This window comes from Amycolatopsis sp. WAC 04197 (assembly GCF_003947475.1).
Taxonomy (GTDB): Bacteria; Actinomycetota; Actinomycetes; order Mycobacteriales; family Pseudonocardiaceae; genus Amycolatopsis; species Amycolatopsis japonica.
The window spans coordinates 449,910-472,440 of record NZ_QHJK01000003.1 but is presented as its reverse complement, the minus strand read 5'-3'; the positions used below and the strand labels follow the sequence as shown (position 1 = coordinate 472,440).

General features: G+C 71.3%; 12 protein-coding genes. 1 reads left to right on the top strand and 11 read right to left on the bottom strand.

The genetic code is table 11. The annotated features are described in order from the left end of the window. Positions 1-6 precede the first annotated feature (6 nt). From DMC64_RS15110 to DMC64_RS15060, 11 genes are all read right to left on the bottom strand, one after another. Positions 7-1,044 (bottom strand): ornithine cyclodeaminase family protein, encoded by a 1,038-nt coding sequence (locus DMC64_RS15110; protein ID WP_125734031.1) that lies wholly within the window; start codon positions 1,042-1,044, stop codon positions 7-9. Further along, entirely contained in the window at positions 1,041-1,967 is a 927-nt protein-coding gene (locus DMC64_RS15105; RefSeq protein WP_125734030.1) for an ornithine carbamoyltransferase, read from the bottom strand. Before DMC64_RS15105 ends, DMC64_RS15110 begins: the two co-directional genes overlap by 4 nt. A gap of 11 nt (positions 1,968-1,978) precedes the next feature. Further along, the gene (gene sbnA / locus DMC64_RS15100) at positions 1,979-2,974 is read right to left on the bottom strand and encodes a 2,3-diaminopropionate biosynthesis protein SbnA (protein WP_038513562.1); all 996 of its coding nucleotides are present in this window, start codon (positions 2,972-2,974) and stop codon (positions 1,979-1,981) included. Next, positions 2,961-3,905, bottom strand: coding sequence for a threonine/serine dehydratase (locus tag DMC64_RS15095; RefSeq protein WP_125734029.1), 945 nt, complete (start codon positions 3,903-3,905; stop codon positions 2,961-2,963). Before DMC64_RS15095 ends, sbnA begins: the two co-directional genes overlap by 14 nt. Next, on the bottom strand, positions 3,902-10,711 hold the full coding sequence (locus tag DMC64_RS15090; protein WP_233629665.1) for a non-ribosomal peptide synthetase/MFS transporter: 6,810 nt from the start codon (positions 10,709-10,711) through the stop codon (positions 3,902-3,904). Before DMC64_RS15090 ends, DMC64_RS15095 begins: the two co-directional genes overlap by 4 nt. Positions 10,712-10,734: 23 nt before the next feature. After that, entirely contained in the window at positions 10,735-15,720 is a 4,986-nt protein-coding gene (locus DMC64_RS15085) for a non-ribosomal peptide synthetase (protein ID WP_125734027.1), read from the bottom strand. Between the two features lie 323 nt (positions 15,721-16,043). Beyond that, the gene (locus DMC64_RS15080; protein ID WP_125734026.1) at positions 16,044-18,482 is read right to left on the bottom strand and encodes a tetratricopeptide repeat protein; all 2,439 of its coding nucleotides are present in this window, start codon (positions 18,480-18,482) and stop codon (positions 16,044-16,046) included. An 89-nt stretch (positions 18,483-18,571) separates the two neighbouring features. Beyond that, on the bottom strand, positions 18,572-18,853 hold the full coding sequence (gene catC / locus DMC64_RS15075) for a muconolactone Delta-isomerase (RefSeq protein WP_125734025.1): 282 nt from the start codon (positions 18,851-18,853) through the stop codon (positions 18,572-18,574). Positions 18,854-18,879: 26 nt separating this feature from the next. Then, positions 18,880-19,731, bottom strand: a complete 852-nt coding sequence (gene catA, locus DMC64_RS15070) for a catechol 1,2-dioxygenase (protein ID WP_125734024.1) — start codon at positions 19,729-19,731, stop codon at positions 18,880-18,882. A gap of 26 nt (positions 19,732-19,757) precedes the next feature. Next, entirely contained in the window at positions 19,758-20,861 is a 1,104-nt protein-coding gene (locus tag DMC64_RS15065; protein ID WP_037337903.1) for a mandelate racemase/muconate lactonizing enzyme family protein, read from the bottom strand. Next, a complete protein-coding gene (locus tag DMC64_RS15060) occupies positions 20,861-21,766 on the bottom strand; it encodes a LysR substrate-binding domain-containing protein (protein ID WP_125734023.1) in 906 nt (301 codons plus the stop codon). Before DMC64_RS15060 ends, DMC64_RS15065 begins: the two co-directional genes overlap by 1 nt. Positions 21,767-21,960: 194 nt before the next feature. Between DMC64_RS15060 and DMC64_RS15055 the strand changes: the two genes are divergently transcribed. Further along, entirely contained in the window at positions 21,961-22,509 is a 549-nt protein-coding gene (locus DMC64_RS15055; RefSeq protein ID WP_233629664.1) for a YceI family protein, read from the top strand. Positions 22,510-22,531 lie beyond the last annotated feature (22 nt).

The window sequence follows — 22,531 nt, the reverse complement described above, 5'->3', positions numbered from 1 at the left end:
GTGTCCTCAGCCGAGGTGGACAACGGTACCGAGCCCTTCCGCCCGGGCCTGCGCGGAGACCGCCGCGTACAGCGCGACGTCGAGGACTCCCATGCCGAACGGGTTCAGCACCACATACGGCGACGCGACCCCGTCCGCACTGTGCCGTCCCGTGAGGATTCCGCCCAGCGTGCCGTCGAGAGGGCGTGCGGACCCGGCGGAACCCGGGCGCCCGAACATGCCTTCCGCCATCAGACGGCCCAGCGGCCGGCGCGGGTTGTCGGCGACCAGGTCCACGTCGTCGACGTACACCGCAGCCGCGTCGCGGAACGCCGCGTCCGTCAGGTCGCCGAGGGAGACGTTGATCAGCAACGCGCTCGGCGACGCCCAGTCCGGCTCGACGTAACCCACGTCCATCGTGGTCGTGAACACGGCGATCTCGGCCGCGGACACCGCTTCCCGTGCGGTCGGGCAGACCTGCACCGAGATCCCCGGCAGGATGGCGGCCAAGGCCCGCGCGGCCTCCGGGGACCGGTCGTACAGCGTGACCTTCCGCAGTGACGGCAGCCGTTCGGCGAGCAGCGCCGCGTGCATCCGGCCCTGCGCGCCGCAGCCGACGACGGCCAGCGAAACCGCGCCGCCGTAGCCCAGCGCGTCCACCCCTACCGCGCTCACGGCCGCCGTCCGGACCGCGCTCAGCAGACCGGCCTCCATGATCGTGGTGATACGGGCGGTCTCCGCGTCGAAGCACAGGCCGATCCCGCCCGCGCGTTCCAGCCCGCTGGCAGGGTTCGACACGCTGGCATTGATGATCTTCATGCCGTACGACGACCGCACCGCGCCCGGCATCCCGATCGACCGGGTGTAGGCGCCTTGAGAGTTCTCCCAGCGCAAGTACGCCTCGGCAGGCAGGAGACCGACGCCGCGGTCGTGGTCGGCCAGTGTTTCACGGACGACGTCGACCGGGTCGAGGTTCGTCAGGCACTTGCGGACCTCTTCGCGGGACAGCATCGTCACCTCGCCCGCACCGGACAGGCCGCTGTCGGCCACGTCGAACCAGCTCATGCCAGGTCCTCCCCGCCACACCACTCGAGCGCGGCCATCGCGCTGTACAGCTTGTTCTCCGCCTGGGCGAAGGCGATGGACCGCGGCCCGTCGAGCACGTCGGCCGTGACCTCCTCGCCCCGGTGCGCGGGCAGGTCGTGCAGGAACACCGCGTCCGGGCTGGTCCGCCACAGATCCGCGGTCACCTGGAACGGCGCGAACACCGTGCGCCAATCAGGGTCCGGTTTGGCGGTTCCCGTGGTCTGCCAACGGGTGGTGTAGACGATGTCGACGCCGCCGGGCAGATCGTGGACGTCGTGTCGCTCCACAAGGGACGAACCATGCCGGGCGGCGTGCTTGCCCGCGCGCTCGAGGACGTCCGGGTCGACGCCGTAGCCCGGCGGGGTGCGAAGGTGCAGTTCGGTCCCGGGGAACCGGCTGAGCGCCAGCGCCAAAGCCGCCGCGGTGTTGTTGCCCTCGCCGACGTACAGCATGCGGATGCCATCGACGCGGCCGAAACGCTGGACGATCGTCGTCAGATCCGCCAGCGCCTGGGTCGGATGCTCGTCGGCGCTCATCGCGTTGACGACCGCCATCCGGTCCTGCGCCGCGATGGCCCGCAGCTCCGCCGGATCGGCCGCGGTGCGCGCCACCAGGAAGTCCAGCATCGACGACAGCACCCGTCCGGTGTCCTCGATCGACTCCCCGGTGTTGGTCTGCAGATCGTTCGGACCGTACGCGATGATCCGGGCGCCCAGCCGCAGCGCGCCCGCGGAGAACGCGGTACGCGTGCGGGTGGAGGTCTTGCGGAAGTGGATGCCGACGACCGCACCGTCCAAAGTGGAATAAGTCGCGCGCGGTCGTTCCGCCAGCTCGACCGCCCGGCGGACGATGGCGCGGAGATCGTCGTCGGTCAGGTCGTCGAGTGAGATGAGGTGACGCAAGAGAAGGCTCCTCAGGAGATGGTGGCCAGGGCGCGGGCGGTCACGTCGGGTACTTCGCCGAAGTGACCGCGGACCCACGCGTCGGAGTAGATGGTGTCGAGATAGCGGTTGCCGTCGTCGGGGAAGACGAGCACGCAGCGGGAGCCGGGCGGGATGCGGTCGCGCAGCTTCGCGAGCGCGGCCACGGTCGCGCCGGAGGAACCGCCCGCGAGGATGGCTTCGCGCGCGACGAGCGTCCGGCAGGCCCGCACGCATTCGAGATCGGTCACGTGCACGACCTCGGCCACCGCGGACGTGTCGACCAGCGGCGGCCGCCGTCCGGCGCCGTGGCCGGGGATCCGGCGTTCCTCGGTCGGCACGTGGAAGATCGCGCTGCCCGCGGCGTCGACCGCGATCAGCTTCGTGCTCAGCCCTTCCCGCCGGATGTGGTCGGCGCAGCCGCGCATCGTGCCGCCGGTGCTGACCGCGCAGAACAGATAGTCGACGCGGCCGTCGAGCGCGTCCGCGATCTCGCGCATCGTGTGCTCGTGCGCGGCCGGGTTGAGCGGATTCGCGTACTGATCGGGCCAGAACGCGTCCGGCAGCAGCGCGAGGAGCTCCCGCACCCGGGCGATCCGGGCGCCGAGCAGGTCGCCGTCCAGCGGGGCGGTGACGACCTCGACCGTGGCACCGTAGGCCCGCAGCAGCGCGAGGGTCTGCGCGGTCGTACGGGTGTCGACCACGCACACCAGGTCGAGCCCGAAGTACGCGCACATCTGGGCGAGGCCGACACCGAGGTTGCCCGATGTGGACTCGACGACCACCGATCTCCCCGGCACGAGCCTGCCGGAGCCGATCTCGCCGCGCAGCATGTTCAGCGCGGTCCGGTCCTTCACGCTGCCGCCCGGGTTGAACTTCTCCAGTTTCGCGAACACCCGGGAACCCGCCAGTGGGACGACCCGGTCCAGGGCGACCAAGGGAGTGTTCCCGATCGTGGCGAGCACACCGCCGATTTCAGCCGTGCTCAACGGACACCTGCTCTCTCCTTGCCCCCAGTGGTGGCGCGGCGACGTTCCCGCCGGAGACGACGGCGACCGTCGCCCTTCCCTGCGGCCCGGCGCGCCCGGTCAGATGGGCGGCGGTCGCCACCGCACCGCTCGGCTCGGCGACCACGCCGAACCGGTCGAACAAGAACGCCTGCGCGGCGACGATGCTTTCCTCGTCGACCGTGACGACGTCGTCCACGAGCGTCTTGACGTGCTCCCACGCCAGCTCGCCGAGCACCGGGGCACGCAAGCCGTCGGCGATCGTCCGGTAGGTCCGCGAGACCGGCCAGCGCGTCAGGCGGCCGGTGCGGAACGAGTCGGCGGCGTCGGCGGCGAGTTCGGGCTCCACGCCGACGACCCGCGTGCCCGGCGAGTACGCCTTGACCGCGACGGCGACGCCCGCGAGCAGGCCACCGTTGCAGACCGGGACCAGGACCGTGCCCGCGTTCGGCAGATCCGTGACGATCTCCGCGCCGACCGTGCCGTGGCCGGCGATCACCGCGAAATCGGCCGACGTGATCAGGGTGGCGCCGGTGCGGGCCAGCAGTTCGGCCGTCGCGGATTCCCGTTCGCCCGGTGGCACGACGACCACCTCGGCGCCGAGCGCGCGGACCGCGTCGACCTTCAACGCGGGCGCCGTTTCGGGCAGCACCACCGTGGCCTTCACTCCTTGGCGTGCCGCGGCGTAAGCGACCGCGCGGCCGTGGTTGCCGGACGACTGGGCCAGGACGTGGCCGGTCAGCCCGGCGACCGCGTTGAGCGCCCCGCGGACCTTGAACGAACCGGTCCGCTGCCGGTTCTCCGGTTTGATCCACAGCCCGTCGACCGGCCCGAGTACGGGGGTGCGGCGCACGGAGTACCGGATCCGTTCGGCCGCCCGCGCGACGTCGTCCCCGGTCACCAGGCGCGTCATCGGGCCACCGCCCGGTCGGCCAGCGCCTGGACACGGTCGAGGTCGGCGTCGACCTCGGTGGGCGGGGCGGCGTCCGGCAGGAGATCCTCGATGTCCCGCAGCCGCCGGTACCGCAGCCCGAGCACACCCCAGACGACCAGGACGATCCCGGAGAACACCATCAGCGCGGCGACCCCGGCGTGGGCATCGTTGGCCGTGACCGGATCCAGCGCGCCGAACCCGCGGGCGAGCGGGCCGAACCAGTCGGACAGCGCGCCGGCGGTGAGGAACCCGAGCGGCGACATGGCCGTGGCCAGCATGACGTTGATCGCGAGCACCCGGCCCTGCAGATGCTGGCCGACCTTCGTCTGGATGATCGACAGCCAGTGCGCGTTGCCGATGCTCATACAGGCCAGCCGGACGAACAGGCCCGCCGCGATGACCAGCGCCGAGGGCCAGACCCCCATCAGCAGCACCCCGAGACCCGAGCCGATGACGAACCCGATCATCCCGGTGGCCCGGCGTTTCGTTCCGCCCCACCAGATCACCACCACGGCTCCCACCGCGGCACCGACACCACCGGCGGCACTGACGAACCCGAGCTCGCCGGGTGTCCCGATCGACAGCACCAGCGGCGTGATGACCACCCACATCAGCGCGGTGAAGTAGTTGACCACGGCGAAATAGCCGACCATCGCCAGCAGGGGTTTGCGGCGCAGCACGAACAGGAAACCGCCGGTGAGCGCCTTGCGGAACGGTTCCTGGCGGGTGAAGAAGAGCCGGTCGGGGAAGCGCACGGCCAGGAGCGTCACCACGCCGACGGCGAAGGTCGCGGCGTCGACCACGACGACCGACGTCAGGCCGGACAGTCCCATGAGGACACCGCCGAGGATCGGGCCGAGCACGGTGCCGAGCCCGATCCCGATGTCGGCCAGCGCGTTCGCCTGCGGCAGGTACGGCTTCGGCACCAGCTGGGCGATCGCGGCGAGGTACGCGGGCCGGTGGAACGCCGACGCCAGCGACGTCACCCCGACGATCACGCAGACCGTCGGCAGGTCCAGCCGCCCGAGCGCGACGAGGACGGCGAGCGCGACCATCGCCGCACCACTCACCAGATCACAGGCCAGCATGATCCGGCGGCGGTCGAACCGGTCGGCCAGCGCGCCGCCGACCGGGGTCAGCAGCATGCTCGGCAGCCGGGCCAGGAGCACCACGAGCGCGAGGTCGAACACCCGCCCGCTGCGTTGGTAGGCCCAGACACCGAGTGCGAACGAGCTGAGTTCGTTGCCGATCATCGACATCGCCTGGCCACCGGCGACGGTGTAGAACGCCCGCAACCCGCGGCGGCCGGCGGCCACCGGGACGTCGTCCACCCGCGGCGGCAGTTCCCCGGCGGCCCACTGGGTGAGCCGCGTCCGCAGGACGTCGGCGACCTCCGCGGCCTGGTGGCGAAGGAAGTAGTGGCCCGCCTTCGGGAGGACGGCGAGATCGACGCGGTCGGCGAAGGCTCCCCATTCCCGGTGCCGTTCCCGGTACAGCTCGGTCGCCGGGTCGCTCGCCCCGACCACGCACAGGATCGGCGCGGACAGCCTGGTTTCGGTGCCGAGTTCGCGGCCGAACCAGGCCTGCGCCTGCGCGGCGTCGTGCCGCAGGCCCCGCAGCATCGCGGTGCTCGCCTTCTCGTCCATGTCGTCGAGAAGGCCGCCGCCCGCGCGGAGCGTGTCGCGGTAGAGCCGGTCGGACACCCACCGCTCGCGCGGGAACTTCCGCTGCAGCCAGGCGGAGAGACGGCCCGGCAGGCAGGCGGCCGGGAAGCTGCCCGCGACGACCACGCCCAGGACGGTCCGGCCGTCGGCCTCCAGCCGAGCGGCCAGCGCCGTGGCGACCGCCGAGCCGACGCAGTGCCCGTACACCGCGACGGGCCCGGTGACCGTCCGGCCGATCTCGTCCGCGAGGGCGGCCACGATCTCGTCGATCGTGCCGAACTCCTCGTCTGGGCGGGCGACGTCGTGGCCGGGCAGTTCGACCGCACGGACGTCGACGCCGTCCAGTTCGTTGGCCAGGGGCTGGAAGACCGCGGCCGAGGCGCCGCCGTACGGCACGCAGATCAACGTCACCGCCGCCGCGCCCGCCCGCGCCGGGGAAAGACGGTGGAGCATGCCGCCGGTCTCCTCGCCCGCGTCGAGGTAGGCGGCCAGTTCGCGGACGGTCGGGCGCAGGAACAGGTCGATGACGCGCAACCGCTCGTCGAGCAACCGCACCGCGCGTACCGCGGTGAACGAATGCCCGCCGAGCGCGAAGAAGTCGTCGTCGACGCCGACCTCGGGCACGTCGAGCACCTGCGCCCACACCTGGGCGACCCGCTGTTCGGACGGTGTCGCCGGGACGCCGCCTCCTCGCTTCGCCGCGGCGGGGACGACCGTTTCGCCGGGGACGACCGTGACGCCGACCGTGGCGTCCACATCGGACAGAAGGACTTCGAGCAGGTCCCGGAAGTCCGCGACGATCCGTTCGGCGGTCGAGGCGTCGAACAGATCGGTCCGGTAGGCGAGTTCACCCGAGTAGGTGTCACCGTCGTTGACCAGCGCCATGCTGAGGTCGAATTTCACGCGTTCGGTGGCCGAGGGCAGCGGCGTGACGTCGAGACCGGGGATGACCGGTTCCGGCGCGGGCTGGTCGAGGACGTTGAGCAGCACCTGGAACAGCGGCGTCGCGGACATCGTGCGATCCGGTCTGAGCCGCTCGATGATCGCTTCCAGCGGCGTTTCCGCGTGCGCGAACGCGCCGAGCACGGTCTCCCGGACCCGGCCGAGGAGTTCGCGCACGGTCGGGTCGCCACCCAGATCGGTACGCAGCACGAGCGTGTTGACGAAGCAGCCGACCGTGGCTTCGACGCCCGAGTGATGGCGTCCGGCCTCCGGCACACCGATGGCGACGTCGTCTGCGCCCGCGAGCCTGCCGAGCAGGACCTGCCAGCCGGCGAGCAGCACCATGAACGGGGTCGTGCCCGTCTCGCCGGCGAGACGGCGGAGCGTCGCGGTGAGACCGGCGGGGAGCGTGTAGCGGACGTGCCCGCCGGACCAGGCGGCCACCGGCGGCCGCGGCCGGTCGGTGGGCAGCGTGAGCAGGGGTGGAAGCCCGGCGAGACGTTCGCACCACCAGTCGAGGTCTTCCGGACGTTGCCGCGTGGCCTGCCAGGCCGCGTAATCCGCGTACTGCACGGGAACCGGCTTCTGCGCCCGGCCGCTGTAGGCGTCCGCGAGGTCGGTGCCGATGATGCCCCGCGACCAGTTGTCGGTGGCGATGTGGTGGATCGTGATCGCCAGGACGTGGTCGTCGTCGGCGACGCGGAAGAGCTTCGCCCGCCATGGTGGCTCACGGTCGAGCGCGAAGGGTCGTTCCACCTCGGCCCGATACGCGGCGACGACGTCATCTGTATCCACAATGGACAGTTCGATCGCGTCTGACGGCAGCGGGACCGCCATCGGGGTGCCGTCGCGGTCTTCGATCACGCTGCGCAGCACCACGTGCCTGGCCGCGACCTCACGCACCGCGCGGGCCAGGGCGTCGGTGTCCAGTTCGCCGCGCAGGCGCAGCACGATGTCCCTGTTGTAGGCGGATCCGGGTTCCAGCAGATCGAGGAACCACAGCCGGGCCTGCGCGGAGGACAGCGGCGCCGGGGCCTCGGGATCGGGGCGCACGGGGATCGGCGCGCCGCCGGACACTCCGCCGGTGTCGGCCTCCAGTACCACGGCAAGGTCCGCGAGCACCGGGTACTCGAACAGCGTCCGTACCGACACCTCCCGGTGCAGCGCCTCACCGAGCCGTCCGGCGACCCGGACCGCGGCGAACGAATGGCCGCCCACGGCGAAGAAGTCGTCGTCCGCGCCGACGTCGGATCGGTCGAGGACCTCCGTCCAGACTCGGGCGACCAGCCGTTCCGCCGGGGTGGCGACCGGGCGGCGCACGGCCGGGGCCGGTGCGGAGGCCTGAGGGAGCGCGGCGCGGTCGATCTTGCCGTTCGCGTTGAGCGGCAAGCGATCCAGAACGGTCAGGGACGCGGGAACCATGTAGTCCGGCAGCCGTTCCCGCAGTGTCCGGCGCACGGTCGCCACGTCGAGCCCCGGCCCGACGAGCCAAGCGGCCAGACGCCGGTCGAGGCCGTCACCGACCGGCAGCACCACGGCCTCGGCGACGCCGTCGACGTCCCGTAGTGCCGCGGTGACCTCGCCGAGCTCGACCCGGTTGCCGCGGACCTTCACCTGGTCGTCGGCCCGGCCGCGGAACTGCACGGTGCCATCGGCGCGCACACGCAGCAGATCCCCGCTGCGGAAGCACCGGACCCCCGCGCCGAGCGGGTCCGGCCGGAACCGGTCGGCGGTCTGGGTGTCGTCACCGAGATAGCCACGCGTGATCTGCGGACCGCCGATCACCAGCTCGCCGGTCATCCCGGGAGGCACCACCGCACCGGTGCGGTCGACGAGGTAGCCGACCACGCCGGGCAACGGGGTGCCGAGCGGTACGTAGCCGTGGCGCTCGTGGCCGGGGATGGCGGCCACGTCGCAGGTCATCGAGATCATCGTGCTTTCGGTGTGCCCGTAGTGGCTCTGCACGCGCAGCCCGGGCCTGGCCGCTTCGGCACGTTCGACCAGTGACCACGGGCAGGCCTCGCCCGCCAGGATGAGCAACGCGCGCGGCAGCACCGAAGCCAGATCTCCGTGACGCGCCAGGAGTTCCAGGTGACTGGGCACGCACTTGAGCACGTCGACCGGATGCTCCGCCAGGTAGCGGGCAAAGGATTCCGGATCCATCGCGGTGTCTCGCTCGACCAGATGGACGGTGCCGCCGGTGGTCAGCGCGCCGTACACGCAGGTCAGGCCGAAGTCGGCCGCAGGCGTGGAGACCACTGCGAACGACGCGCCCTCCACGTCGCCGAGCCGGGGCAGCATCCCCGACAGGTAGTGCGCGACGTTGCGATGCTCGACCGCGACCCCTTTCGGCGCGCCGGTCGAACCGGACGTGAAGATCACGTGGATCAGGTCGTGGCCGGCCACCGCGACGTCCGGCCGCGTGGCGGGCTGCCCCGCGACGGCCTCGTCCACTGTCAGGGCGGTGGCATCGGGAATGGTGACGTTCAGACCTGGCTGGACGAGCAGGATCCGGGCCTTCGCGGTGCCGAGGATGGCGGCCACGCGCGACGGCGGGTAGGTGGTGTCCATCGGCAGGTACGCCCCGCCCGCCTTCATGATGCCGAGCACCGCGACCGCGACGTCGGTGCCCTGCTCCAGCAACATCCCGACCGGTTCGTCGGCGGTCACGCCCAGTTCGCGGAGCCGGTGCGCGAGCCGGTTGGCCCGCTCGTCGAGCTGCCGGTAGGTGAGCGAACCGGTCGCGCCGACCACCGCGACGGCGTCCGGGACGCGGTCGGCGGTCCGCTCGATGAGCACGTGCACCGGCGGGTACTCGCTGGTCTCCGGTGCGGGCCCGGCGAGCACGGGACCGGTCACCGTTTCGAAGGGGACGCCGGCGACCGGCCGGTCGAGGTCGGCCGTGACGCCGTCGAGGAGCGCGACGAACCACCGGGCGATCCGTTCGGCCGTGCCGGTGTCGAACAGGTCCGTGCGGAAGGACAGCCCACCGCGGTAGGCACCGTCCACTCGGGACAGTGCGAGATTCAGATCGAATTTGACGCCGCGCACCGGCGCCGGGAGCACCCGCGCGTCGAGCCCTGGCCACTCGGGCGTGCCCGGCGGGTCGTCGAGGACGTTGAGCATGACCTGGAAGATCGGCGAGGCGTCGAGGCTCCGCTTGGGCGCGAGCCGTTCGACGATGCGCTCGAAGGGCACGTCCGGGTGCGAGAAGGCGTCGAGCACGGTGTCGCGGACGGCGGAGAGCAGGCTGCGGCCGGTGGTGACGCCGGAGAGATCGGTGCGCAGCACGAGGGTGTCGACGAAACAGCCGACGACCCGTTCCGACCCGGGCTGCCGCCGTCCCGATTCCGGGACGCCGACCGCGACGTCGTCTGTGCCCGCGAGACGTCCGAGCAGTGCCTGCCAGCAGGCGAGCAGGACGGCGAAGGGCGTGCAGCCGGTCTCCCTGGCGACGTCCTGGATCCGGTCGGTGAGCGCCGGCGGGATCTCGACGGGCACCTCGGCACCTTCGCCGGAGGCGACCACGGGACGCGGCCGGTCGACGGGCAGTTCCAGCACCCCGGTCCCGGCGAGCTGCCGGCACCACCAGGCGAGATCGTCCTCATGCGGCTGGGAGGGCGTGAAGTCCGCGTACTGGCGGTCCGGCTGCTCGGGCGCGGGACGGAGGCCGAGTCGGGCGGCATAGCAGGCGGCGAGGTCATCGAGTACGACGTCGAGCGAGGCGGCGTCCATGGCGATGTGGTGGAACGTCAGTTCCAGCAGGTGACGGTCTTCCGCGGCCTGGAAGAGCGTGGCCCGCATGGGCGGCTCGTCGGCGAGTGCGAACGGCCGGTCGGCTTCCGTACCGAGGACGTCCACAGTAGACACTGGGACGTCATCGGCGGACCGGGGAACGGCGCGGGGTTCGCCGTCGATCTCCCGATGGACGCTGCGGAGGACGACGTGTCGCCGCGCGACGTCGCGGACGGCGGCGAGGAGCGCGGTGGTGTCGACGGGCCCGGTGAGTTCGAGGGTGACGGGGATGTTGTAGGCGTGCCCGTCGGGTTCGAAGCGGGCGAGGAACCACAGCCGGGCTTGCGCGGGGGAGAGCGGCGTGGGGCGCTCCGTGGTGTCGCCGCGCAAGGCGGCTGCGGCGCGTTGCGCGAGGAGGCTGGGGAGGTGCGGTGCCGCGGTCATGTGGTGCCTTTTTTGGTCGATGGTCATGCCGTGCCGCCCGTGGGCACGGATTCGAGGGCCGTCATGGCCATGGCGTTCAGGGCCTTGGCGAACTCGCGCAAGACCGGGTGCTCCAGCACGCTCCCCGCCGGGATCGGGAAACCGAGCGCCGCCGACAGGCGGTCCGCCACCTGGGCGGCCTTCGCCGGATCGCCGCCGAGTGACGGGAAGTCGTCCAGTGCGCCGACCCGGTCGTGGCCCAGCGTCTGGGCCCAGACGACCGCCACCAGTTCTTCGACCGGCCCCGCCGGTTCCGCGCGCAGACCGCCCAGCTGGGCGGTGAAGTCCGACAGCACCGGATGGTCGAACAGCGTCCGCACGGTGATCCGGTGGACCGCCCGGTCACGCAGCGTCCCCACCACCCGCGTCGCCGCCAGGGACCGGCCGCCGAGGGCGAAGAAATCGCTGTCCGGGCCGATCTCGCCGACGTCCAGGCAGAATCGCCAGACCTCGGCGACCACTTCCTCGTCCGCCGAGAGCGGGGCCGCCGCGGCGGCCGTGGCGGACGGCAGCGGAGGCAACCCGCGCCGGTCGAGCTTTCCGTTGGGCAGCAACGGAAGCGTGTCGAGCGTCAGCCACCGGCTCGGCACCATGTATCCCGGCAGCAGCCGCCCGACGTGTCGCTGGGCGGCCGACGGGTCGGCCGACGCCGGCGTGAGGTACCCGGCCAGGTGGGCGTCGACGCCGTCCGCGATCACCGCGACCGCCGCGTCGTCCACATCGGACAGTGACCGCAGGGTGGCCTCGATCTCGCCGAGCTCGAAGCGGTTGCCCCGCACCTTCACCTGGTCGTCGGCGCGACCGAGGAACTCCAACGTGCCCTCCGGCCGCCACCGGATGAGGTCGCCCGTCCGGTACCAGCGGCCGTCCTCCTCGTTGACGAACGCGGCCGGCTCCGGGTGCCCCCGGTAGCCGCGTGCGACGCCGCTCCCACCGATCCACAGCTCACCGATCGCGCCCGCCGGAACGGGTCTGCCACCGGTATCGCGTACGGACAGGCGGGCGCCGGGCGTCGGTCCGCCGATCGGCACCCAGGTGTCGCCGGGCGTGACGCGGTGCGCGGTCGCCGCGACCGTCGCCTCGGTCGGGCCGTACCCGTTCCACAACTCGCCCACCAGCGGCAACACTCGAGCGGCGAGGTCGGTGTCGAGCGCCTCACCGCCGAGCAGCAGCCGCAAGGACGGGTCGCCCGGCCAGTCCGCCGCGAGCAGCATCCGCAGGCTCGTCGGCGTCAGATCGGCGACGGTGACACCGTTTTCGGTGATCCACCGGGCGAGCTGATGGCCGTCGACGGCCTGGTCGCGGTCGGCGATCACGCACCGTGCGCCCGAGGCGAGTGGCCACCACAGTTCTTCCACGGAGACGTCGAAAGCCAAGGGCGCGATCGCCGCCATGGTGTCGCCCGGCGCGATGCCGTGGGACAGCTGGCGCGATCGGACGAAGGCGTGCAGGTTCGCATGCGTCACCTCGACGCCCTTCGGCCGCCCGGTCGAGCCGGACGTGTAGAGCACGTAGGCCAGCGAGTCACCGCTCGGCACGACCAGCTCCGCCTCGGCGTCGGGGACCGAATCGGCGTCGAGCACCGTGCCCGGCAAAGCGACGTCGCGAGTGCTTCCGCGCGTGAGGACGACCTCCACACCCGCCTCGGTGACGAGCTGGGCGAGCCGTGCGGGCGGCAGGTCGGGGTCCAGCGGCAGATACCCGGCACCCGCCCGCCACACGGCCAGCAGCATCGCGGGGAGCAGTTCGTCGCGGGGCAGGCACACCCCGACCGCGTCTCCTCGCCGGACGCCCGCCGCGACCAGGGCGCGGGCGACCCGGTCGGCACGGGAGACCAGTTCTCGATAGGTCAGTGTGGACACCGCGAGTGCGTCCGGTGCGCGTTCGGCGTGGCGCAGGACCGCGTCCGGAACGCTGACCGCCTCGGACGGCAACAGCGGGGCGCCGGTGCCCCATTCCGTGAGCTCCGCGCGTTCTTCGTCGCCGATCAGGTCCAAAGTGGACAATTTAGCGTCCGGAGTGGACAGTGCGGACCGCAGGATGTGCAACAGGGAGCGGGTGAACCACTGCGCGCGAGCGGGGGAGAGCAACGCCGGATCGTGTTCGAGGATCAGCTCACCGCCGTCGACGTGCTCGTTGACGAACACGGTCAGCGGGGCGTGGCTGCCGCCGGTGGGCAGTTCGCCGAGCAGGTCGAGCCGGGTGCCCGGCCCGTGCACCGACACTGGCAGCCCGGCGGGCTGCACGGAAAGCGACACCGGGGTGAGCGGCATCCCCGCCGGACGGTCGCCGCCCCAGAGTTCGGTTAGCTCGCCCGATGACAGGCCGCGGTGGTCGATGGCCCGCACGGTGGTCGTCATGGCGGTGCGCAGCAGGTCGCGGAACGAACCGGCCGGATCCGGGCGCAGCCGGACGGGGAGCACCTCCACCAGCGGGCCGACCGTATGGGTGAGATCGGCGGAATCCCGGCGCGCCGCGGCCGTCCCGAGAAGGACGTCCGAGCCGTTCACCAGCGAACCGGTCAGCACGCCCAGCGCGGACAGATAGACCGCGAAAGGCGTGACCCCCGAGGTCGAGGCGAGCCGGTCCACCGCCGTGCGCAGGGTTTCGGGCAAGGGGACGGTCACCCGCTCGCCGAGGAACCGCTGTGTTCCGGGGGCGGGCCGGTCGAAGAGCGCGTCGGGCGGGACCGCTCCGGCCAGTTCGGCCGACCAGTACCGCGTCAGCCGGTCGTCCCGCTCGAGTGCCTGCTCGCGGAGGGCGACGTCGCCGATCTGCGCCTCCGGCTCCGGCGCGTTCGCCCCCGCCAGACCGGTCATGAGCTCGCCGATCGAGACGCCGTCGGTGGCGATGTGGTCGGAAACGACGATCAGTTCGGTGACTTCGTCGGCGACCCGGAGCGCCGTGATCCGCAGCAACGGGGATTCGGTGCGCAGGTCGAACGCGTGCCGCGCCGCGGCCGATTCCTCACCTGCCTGGAGGACCTCGAGAGGAACCGGGGCTGGGGGGCCGATGACGAACTGCGGCTCGCCGTCGTGATCCTGGACCGTGCCGCGCAGCGCGTGATGCCGGGCCACCAGCGCGTCCGCCGCGCTCTGGATCGCCTCGCGTGAGAACGGCCCCTGGTGACGCAGGCGCCAGGCGGCCGTCGTGGCGGTGCCCGTCGGACTGAGCTGGGCGAGGGTCCACAGGTCGCGTTGCGTGTGGGTGAGCGGGAAGACCTCGCGACGCGGGTCGCTGACCGGGTCCGCCGCCGGCTCGACGACCGGGGCTTCGTCGAGCCGCCGCGCGACGGCGGCCACCGTGCCGTCGGTGAGGAAGTTCTCCAGGCTGATCACCCGGTGGGTGGTTTCGCGCAGCCGTGCCACCGCTCTCGCCGCGGCGAGCGAGTGACCGCCGGAATCGGTGAACCGGTCGTGCACGCCGATGTCCGCCAGCCCGAAGGCCGCCGTGACGGCATCGGCGACCAGCCGTTCGGTGTCGGTGCTCGGAGCGACGAACTCGGCCGAGGCGTCGCGATCGAACACCCAGGCCGCCAGTGCCGCCCGGTCGGCCTTTCCGGTGGTGCCGAGCGGGATCGCGTCGAGTACGGCGATCCGGGAAGGGACGAGGTGTCCGGGCAGTCGTGCGCGCAACCAGGCGAGCAATTCCGCTTCGGTCGGCCGATCGCCGTCCGGTTCGGCGAACCCGATCAGCCGTCGTTCCCCGGATTCGTCGGCCGGCGCGAGCACGACCGCGTTGCCGACCGCCGGATGGGTCAGCAGCACGGCCTGAACCTGGCCGGGTTCGACCCGGAACCCGCGGACCTTCACCTGATCGTCGACACGGCCCGCGAAGTGGTAGACGTCGTCTTGCCGCCGGACGAGGTCGCCGGTGCGGTAGTGCCGGATGCCGTTTTCGGTCACGTACTTGCTCGCGGTGAGCTCGGGCCGTCCGAGGTAACCCCGGGTCACGAGCGCGCCGCTGACCCACAGCTCCCCGGTTTCGCCGTCACCGAGTGGACGGCCGTCCCGGTCGCGTACGGAGAATTCCGCGCCGGGCAACGGCGTCCCGATCGGCGGGTCGGTCCGTTCGCCGCGGCCGACCTCGTACGACGAACAGTTGACGGTGGCCTCGGTCGGGCCGTAGCAGTTGACGATCCGCCGGACACCGTCATTGCGATGGATCCGGTCGACGAGCGCGCGGCTCAGCGGTTCGCCGGCGATGGCGACGGTCCGCACGGAAGGCGGCAGCGGTGTGCGGGCCAGGACGGCGAGCACGGACGGGACGCCTTGCACGAACGTGACTTCGTCGCGAAGACCAGGCAGCGCCAGCAGATTCTCGGCGAGGACGAGGCTCCCGCCGGTGACCAACGGCGGGAACAGCTCCGCGACCGACGCGTCGAAACACACCGATGCGGCACCAAGCACGCCCCGCAGTTCGTCGTCGGAGTAGGTGGCGGCCGCCCAGCGCAGCAACGCGAGCACGTTGCGGTGTTCGACTTCGACACCCTTGGGACGTCCGGTCGAGCCGGACGTGTAGATCACGTAGGCGAGGTCCGAACCCGCGCCGGTGACGCCGGGGGAGGTGGTGCGCGTGACGTCGATGTCCGCGACGGCGAGGACCGGAGCCGGTTCGTTCGCGCCGGGTTCGTCCACCACGACCAGCCGCAGCCCGGAGTCCTCGACGATGTCGGCGACCGCCGCACGCGGGGCGGCCGGGTCGAGCGGCACGTACGCGCAACCCGCCTTCAGCACGCCGAGCAGCACTGGCACCAGCCACGGTCCGCGACGCAGGCGCACCCCGATCAGGGCGCCGTGCGACACCCCGCGTTCCAGCAGGGCATGCGCCACGGCGTTCGCGGCCCCGTCCAGTTCCCGGTAGGTCGTCCGCCGGTCTCCGGCGACGACCGCCACGCGGTGCGGGGTCCGGCCCGCCTGGTCCTCGAACGCCTCGTGTACCCGGCCGGCCCTGCCCAGTTCTGCCCGCAACTCCGCCGAACTCCTTTACGCCCCAGTCGGTCCGAAGTGGACCTCGGCCGATTCAACTGGGGCCGGACCGGCACGGTCCATGAACAACCGACCGGAACTTCGACGCCGGAAGTTCCGGTCGGTGAACCGCGCTCACCAACCGGAACCACAGGCACACGGACCGCGATCGAAGACGTGACTCGCGTGATTGAACGACGATCATGCGTGATCAGACGGCGATCATGCGTGATTGGGCGGCGATCATCGTGTTCGCCGTCTAATCACGCGAGTTCCGCTTCCAATCACGCGTGTGCGCTTTCTGATCACGCGTGATCGCTTGTTGCTCAGCCGGAGATGCCCATGGCGTCGTACAGGGCCCGTGCGCGATGGCGGTACGGACGGGCCTTTTCGGTCTCGCCGGCGTCCTCGTAGGTCGCCGCGATGCCGTCCAGCGCCCGCGCTTCCTCGTGCTGCTCGCTGGTCAGCTGAGCGACGTCGCGGGCCCGCAGGTAGTGCGCCAGCGCGGCCGCACGGTCGCCGCCTGCCCGGGCGTTGTCGCCCAAGCCGTTGTGCGCCAGCGTTTCCAGCGGACGGATACCGGTCGCGGCGGCGATTTCGAGAGCCTGCTCCTCGTACTCGCGCCCGGTCACCGGGTCGCCGAGGTGCAGGTGCACCAGCCCGAGATACACCAGCGCATAACCCTCGGCCTCGCGGTGGCCCGCCGCCCGGCTCACGATCAGCGACCGGTCGAGATGCTCGCGAGCTTCCTCATAGCGGCCGAGCGCACGGTAGACGTCGCCGAGGTTGTGCAGGGAGATCGCGACGGCCGCGTTGTCGCCGATCCGTTCCGCGATGTCCAGTCCCCGCTGATAACTCCCCAAGGCGGCGTCCAGCTCGCCCAGATGTTCGTGGACGAACCCGAGATTGCCGTACGCCCGGCCTTCGTTGAGCGTGTCGCCGACCTCGCGGGCCAGTTCGACGGCCTCCCGGAGGTGCTGGGCCGCTTCCGGGTACCGGCCCAGTTGGGCGTACACCGTGCCCAACGTGGTGAGCGCGCGGGCGGTCGCGGTCCGGCTGCCCGGTACTTCGAGGCAGGCGGTGAGCCTCTCGACGGCTTCGTCGTACCGGCCGACGCGGGCGCAGATGGCGGCCACGTCGGTCAGCGCCTGCTGTTCGCCGAACGGGTCCCCGGCCCGCCGTGCCTCGGCGAGCGCGAAGCCGTGCAGCGTGTGCAAGGCGTCGTAGTGGCCGTGGAGACGCAGTGCCTGCCACAGCACGGTGGACAGGTCGCGGGCGTATGCGGTGCCGCCCGCACCCGCCGACTCTTCGGCGATCGCGAGCAGCGTGGGCAGTTCGGTGGCCAGCCAGGAAGCCGCTTCCTCGGAACCCTCGAACGTCCGGCCGCCGACCTCCGGGGTCAGGAGCGGCCGCCGGTTCGGATCCCTCGCCGCGATCGCGTCCGCGGCGGCGGCCGCGCCGGACAGATAGTGCCCGGCGAGACGGCGCATCGCGGCCGGCCGCCGACGGTCGGCGAGGCTGCGCGCGTAGTCGCGGACCAGGTCGTGGAACTCGTGACGGCCGTCCACGCGGTGCTCCAGGAGATGCCCTGCCACCAGCGCTCGCAGCAACCGCCGCGTCTCGGCCGCGTCGGCGTCCAGCAACACCTCCGCCGCGGTCGCGTCCCAGTGCTGCCCGGGGTGCAGACCCAGCAGCCGCAACGCGCTCGCGACGTCGCCGGGCAATGCTTCGTACGACCACGACAGCACCGCCGGCAGCGACGTCCTCGCCTCCTCGGTGGTGAACGCGTCGAGCCGGTCGTTCGTCGACCGCATCGCCGCGGCCACCTCCGCCAGGCCGCGGTCGTGCGCCAGCCGTTCGCCGACGATGCGCAGCGCGAGCGGCAGCCCGCTGCAGCCGGACACGACCTCGGCGAGCGCGGTCTCGTCGGCGCCGAGCCGGGCCCTGCCGGTGAACCGGCCGAGCAGCGCGACCGACTCGTGTTCGTCGAGCGGCGGCACGGTGACCCGGTGCGCGTCGTCGCTGACCGCCAGCCCCTGCAACGTCGAGCGGGTGGTCACGACCACGACGCAGCCGGCGTGCCCGGGCAGCAGCGGCCGGACCTGGTCCGCGGACCGCGCGTTGTCGAGGACCACCAGCACCGAACGTGTTGCCAGCACGCTGCGCAGCAATGCCGAACGGCCGTCGAGGTCCGCCGGCACCTCCGCGCCAGGCACGCCGAACGCGCGCAGGAACGAATGCAGCACCTCGGCCGGGTCGGCAGGCGCGCCCGGGCCGTAGCCGCGCAGGTTCGCGAACAGCTGACCGTCCGGGAACTCCGCGCGGACTGACTGCGCCCAGTGCACGGCCAGCGACGTCTTGCCCACCCCGCCCATACCTTCGAGGACGGCGACGACCACGGCCCGGTCACGGCGGGCGGCCAGGTCGTCGAGTGTCGCGAGCTCGTCACGCCGTCCGGTGAACGACGTGCTTCCGGACGGCAATTGGGCGGGCACGGAAGCCGAAGGAGGCGCACTGGCCGGCCGCGGAGCGGGGTCGGCGTCCGGCAGATAGTGCCGCACGAATCCGGCGATCTGGTCATTCCTCAGCCCCAGCCCGCGAGCCAGGGCCTCCAGTGACCGCCGCCGCGGCCGGGCGACACGGTTGCGTTCGATGTTGCTGATCCCGCGCACCGTCAGCCCGGTGCGTTCCGCCAGCTCCTCCTGCGTCAGTCCGGCCACACGCCGCAGTTCTCCGAGCAGGTTCGTCCCAGGCTGACCGTCCACTGCGGCAGGCTAGTCCGCTTTCGCTGCGAGACAGGGGAAAACGGGCCGATCCAGCCGCCGCGTGACCGTCCGCAGCCGGTCCGGCACCGTCAGCCCGTGACTTTCGACGGATGTGTCGCCAAGGGTGTGACTTCGATATCCATATAGGGAAACAACGGCAAACCGGACAAAAGTGTATGCAGCTCGTCGTGATCCGCGACGTCGAGGATCGAGAAGTTCGCGTATTCGCCCGCGATCCGCCAGATCTGCGGCCACTTCCCCTCGCGTTGCAGCCGTTGGCTGTACGCCTTTTCCCGCGCGATGATGTCGGTCCGTTCCGCCGGATCGAGGTCCGGCGGCAGGCGAACGTCCATGCGAACGTGGTAAAGCATCGATCACTCCAAAAAGGACATTCGGGTCAGGAACGTTCGGGGTCGAGGACGAAGCCGTACTCGATGGCCTCGCCGTCGTCCGACGGACGCGGATCCAGCACCAGTTCCGGTTTGACCGCCGAAGCGATGTCGTCGTCGTTGTGCTCGTCGCCGGGGAAGTACAGCTGCGCGGTGAGCAGTTCGTGGCCGGGCGCGGAAACCTTGACGTGCAGATGCGCCGGACGCCACGCGTGCCAGCCCGCCGCGGCGATGAGCTTGCCGCACGCGCCGTCGGTCGGGATCTGGTACGGGGCGGGGCGCACGGTGTGGATCTCGAACCGGCCGTCGTCATCGGCGGTGAAGCTCGCGCGCAGGTTCCACTCCGGGATGTTCGGCGCGAACTGGGAGTAGAAGCCGTCGGCGTCGGCGTGCCACAGCTCGACCTTCGCGCCCGCGAGCGCGGATCCGTCGGTCGAGGTGACCCGGCCGGTCCAGACGACCGGCGTACCGGACTCGTCCTCGCGCATCGGGACCGAACCGCGGGCGCCCTGCTCGGGCGCGCCGGGCACGTAGTACGGACCTTCGATGGTGCCCTTGTTTCCCTCACGGTGCTCGGTCGCGACCTCTTCGACGACGTGCTCCACCCACACGTCGAGGAACAGCGGCCACTCGCCGTCCTCGCCCACGCTGATCAGCCACGCTTTGAGCGCGTTGTACTCGTCGTAGGTGACCTTGTGCTTCCGGATCGTGCCGTGCACGGCCTCCAGCACCTCGCGAGCCAGCAGGCTGACCCGTTCCTTGGGTGTGCCGGCGACCCCGGCGAACTTGTCGCTCTTGAACCGTTCGGTCGCGTTGGCGCCGGACGCGGCTGCGGTGGCCGTCTCGTGGATGGCGGTCATGAATCCTCCTTGATTCGTGGTGGGCGTCAGTGGTCCTGGCGGTAGCGCCGGAGCTTTTCGGGATCGATCTCGGCACCGAGGCCGGCGCCGGGGCGGACGGTGAGTTCGCCGTCGGTGATGCGCAGCGGCTCGGTGAGCAGGTCGTCGCTCATGTCGAGGAAGTTCGACAGCTCGCCGGGACGACGGGACGTCAGCTCGTAGGCCGAACCGAACGCGACCGTGCACAGCGAGCCGAGCTGGCCGTCGATCTGGTTGCCCATCACGACCTCCAGGCCGAGTCCCTCGGCGAGATGATGCGTGCGCTGCGAACGGGTGAAGCCGGTGCGGGCGGTCTTGATGCTGATCGCGGTGGCGGAACCGCCGAGCACCTCACGGGTGACGTCGGCCGGCGTCACCGCGGATTCGTCGGCGATGAACGGAACGCCGATCTGCCCCACGAGCCAGCGCCTGCCGAGAACGTCGTCGGCCGGGCACAGTTCCTCGGCGAAGAGCAGGTCGAGGTCGGCCATCTCCCGCATCGCACGAGCGGATTCGGCGGCGGTCCAGCCGCGGTTGCCGTCGATGTAGAGGTCGACGCCGTCGCCGAAATGCTCCCGCAGCGCGCGCACGACGGCGGTGTCGAGCGACACGGGACGGCGGCCGACCTTGACCTTGAAGGTGCTGATGCCGTGGGTGTCACGCATCTTCTCGGCTTCGGCGACCATCGCGGACGGCTCGTCGAAGCCGAGCATGTGGGACACGCGCATGCGATCGGTGTAGCCGCCGAGCAGTTCGGTCACCGACACGTCGAGGCTGCGGCCGAGCGCGTCCCAGATGGCCATGTCGATGGCGGATTTCGCGGTCGGGTTGCCGACCGTGCGGGCGAGCCGGGTGTGCACCGTTTCGCGGTCGAGCAGGCTGAGGCCGACGATCTGCGGGGCGAACAGGGAGTCGATCACCGCGACGATGCCCGCCTGGGTCTCGCCGTAGGTGAACGGCCGCGGGGGTGCCTCGGCCACGCCGACGATGCCGTTGTCGGCGTGCACCCGCACGAGGACGTGCTCGGCGACGTGCACTTCTCCCGAAGCGAACTTCAGCGGTTTTCGGTACGGGATGGCGAACGGGATCGCCTCGACTCGGGTGATCTTCATCAGGTGCCCCCTGTGGACGGTGCGACGGAAGGAAAGACGTCCTCGAGCGCGTCGAGGACGGTCGTGACGAGCGGGGACGGGGTCTCGCGGTGCCAGGCCAGCGCCAGCTCCACGGTCGCCGCTCCGACGAGATCGCGGAACACGACACCGGCCAGGGGGAGGGCGCGGGCCGAGGCGGGGACCACGCCGACGCCCAGCCCGCCGGCGACCAGTGCCAGCAGGACCGCGGTTCCGGAGGCTTCGTGCAGCTGATGGGGCGTGATCCCGGCCTCGCGGCAGCTGCGCGCGACGGCTTCGTACACGACCGAGTTGCGCCGGTCGTAGGTCACGAGCGGTTCGGTCCGCAGATCCGCCATCACGACCACGGGCTCGACGGCCAGCCGGTGGTCGGCCGGGACGGCGAGGATCAGCGGTTCGCTCTCGATCACCCGGAAGTCGATGTCGTCCCCGGTGACCGGCGGACGGAGCACCCCGATCCCCAGCGCGCCCGTGCGCAGGCGTTCGCACTGCTCGGCGGTCAGCAGATCGGCGCGGATCTCCAGCTCCACCTGCGGCACCCGCCGCGCGAGCGCCCTGGCCAGATGCGGCAGATGGGAGAACGCCGCCGTGCCGGTGAACCCGACCCGGAGCAGGCCCAGCTTGCCTTCGCCGATGCGCCGGACCCCGCGGACACCCACGTCCAGCCCCGCGAGCACGCGCCGCGCTTCGGCCAGGAAGAACTCACCCGCCGGCGTCACCCGGACCTGCCGGGTGGTCCGGGCCAGCAGGACGACACCCAGTTCGTCCTCTAATTGCCGGATGGTGTGCGAGAGCGCGGGCTGCGCGACGTGCAACTGCTCGGCCGCCCGGCCGAAGTGACATGTCTCGGCGACGGTGACGAAGTAACGCAGGTGCCGAAGCTCCATGAGACGTCTCCTCCCTGCCTCTGTCGCCGATTCGTTCACGGTAGGAAGCAAAATCATCGAAGACAAAGACTTTATTGCGGTCTATTGATAAACAGCGGTTATCAATAGCATGCATCGTTGGACGCGGCTCACATCCGGCGGGGCGGTTTCGTCGTAATGCCGAGAACGCTTCCCTCATCCGCCAGGAGCCCAGCATGACGACCATGACACCGCTCAGCGAACTGACCGGCGACTACTCGCTCGACGCCGCCGGTACGACGCTCGCCTTCATCGCCCGGCACACCATGGGAAGCCGGGTGCCGGGCCATTTCGACGAATTCGAGGGCAACGCCCACTTCGACGGCGACGATCCGGCCAGGTCCAGCGTCCGGCTCACCATCAAGGCCGCGAGCATCGACACCGGCAACGAGAAGCGCGACGACCATCTGCGCACCGCTTTCTTCGACGTGGCAGGACATCCGGTCATCACCTTCGTCTCGACCGCCGTCCGGCACGTCGGCGGCAGCGGGTTCGAGGTCATCGGCGACCTGACCATCCGAGGCGTCACGAAATCGGTCCGCATCGCCGTCGAACTGGTCGACGCCAGGCCGGGCCCGGACGGTGTCCGTGCCGGCTTCACGGGCGCCGTTTCGCTCAACCGCCTCCACTGGGGTGTGAACGAGAACCTCGCCACCCGGCTCATGGTCGGCTCGAAGGTGACCCTGCAGCTGACCGTCGCCGCGAGCCGTCGTCCGGCGCGCTGAGCACGCGGGAGCCGAACAGGCC

What these genes read in the sequence shown, in the direction of transcription:
- DMC64_RS15090 (WP_233629665.1), bottom strand. Translation starts at nt 10,711, where the DNA reads ATGACCGCGGCACCGCACCTCCCCAGCCTCCTCGCGCAACGCGCCGCA.
- DMC64_RS15110 (WP_125734031.1), bottom strand. Translation starts at nt 1,044, where the DNA reads ATGAGCTGGTTCGACGTGGCCGACAGCGGCCTGTCCGGTGCGGGCGAG.
- DMC64_RS15095 (WP_125734029.1), bottom strand. Translation starts at nt 3,905, where the DNA reads ATGACGCGCCTGGTGACCGGGGACGACGTCGCGCGGGCGGCCGAACGG.
- DMC64_RS15060 (WP_125734023.1), bottom strand. Translation starts at nt 21,766, where the DNA reads ATGGAGCTTCGGCACCTGCGTTACTTCGTCACCGTCGCCGAGACATGT.
- catC (WP_125734025.1), bottom strand. Translation starts at nt 18,853, where the DNA reads ATGCTTTACCACGTTCGCATGGACGTTCGCCTGCCGCCGGACCTCGAT.
- DMC64_RS15065 (WP_037337903.1), bottom strand. Translation starts at nt 20,861, where the DNA reads ATGAAGATCACCCGAGTCGAGGCGATCCCGTTCGCCATCCCGTACCGA.
- catA (WP_125734024.1), bottom strand. Translation starts at nt 19,731, where the DNA reads ATGACCGCCATCCACGAGACGGCCACCGCAGCCGCGTCCGGCGCCAAC.
- DMC64_RS15055 (WP_233629664.1), top strand. Translation starts at nt 21,961, where the DNA reads ATGACGACCATGACACCGCTCAGCGAACTGACCGGCGACTACTCGCTC.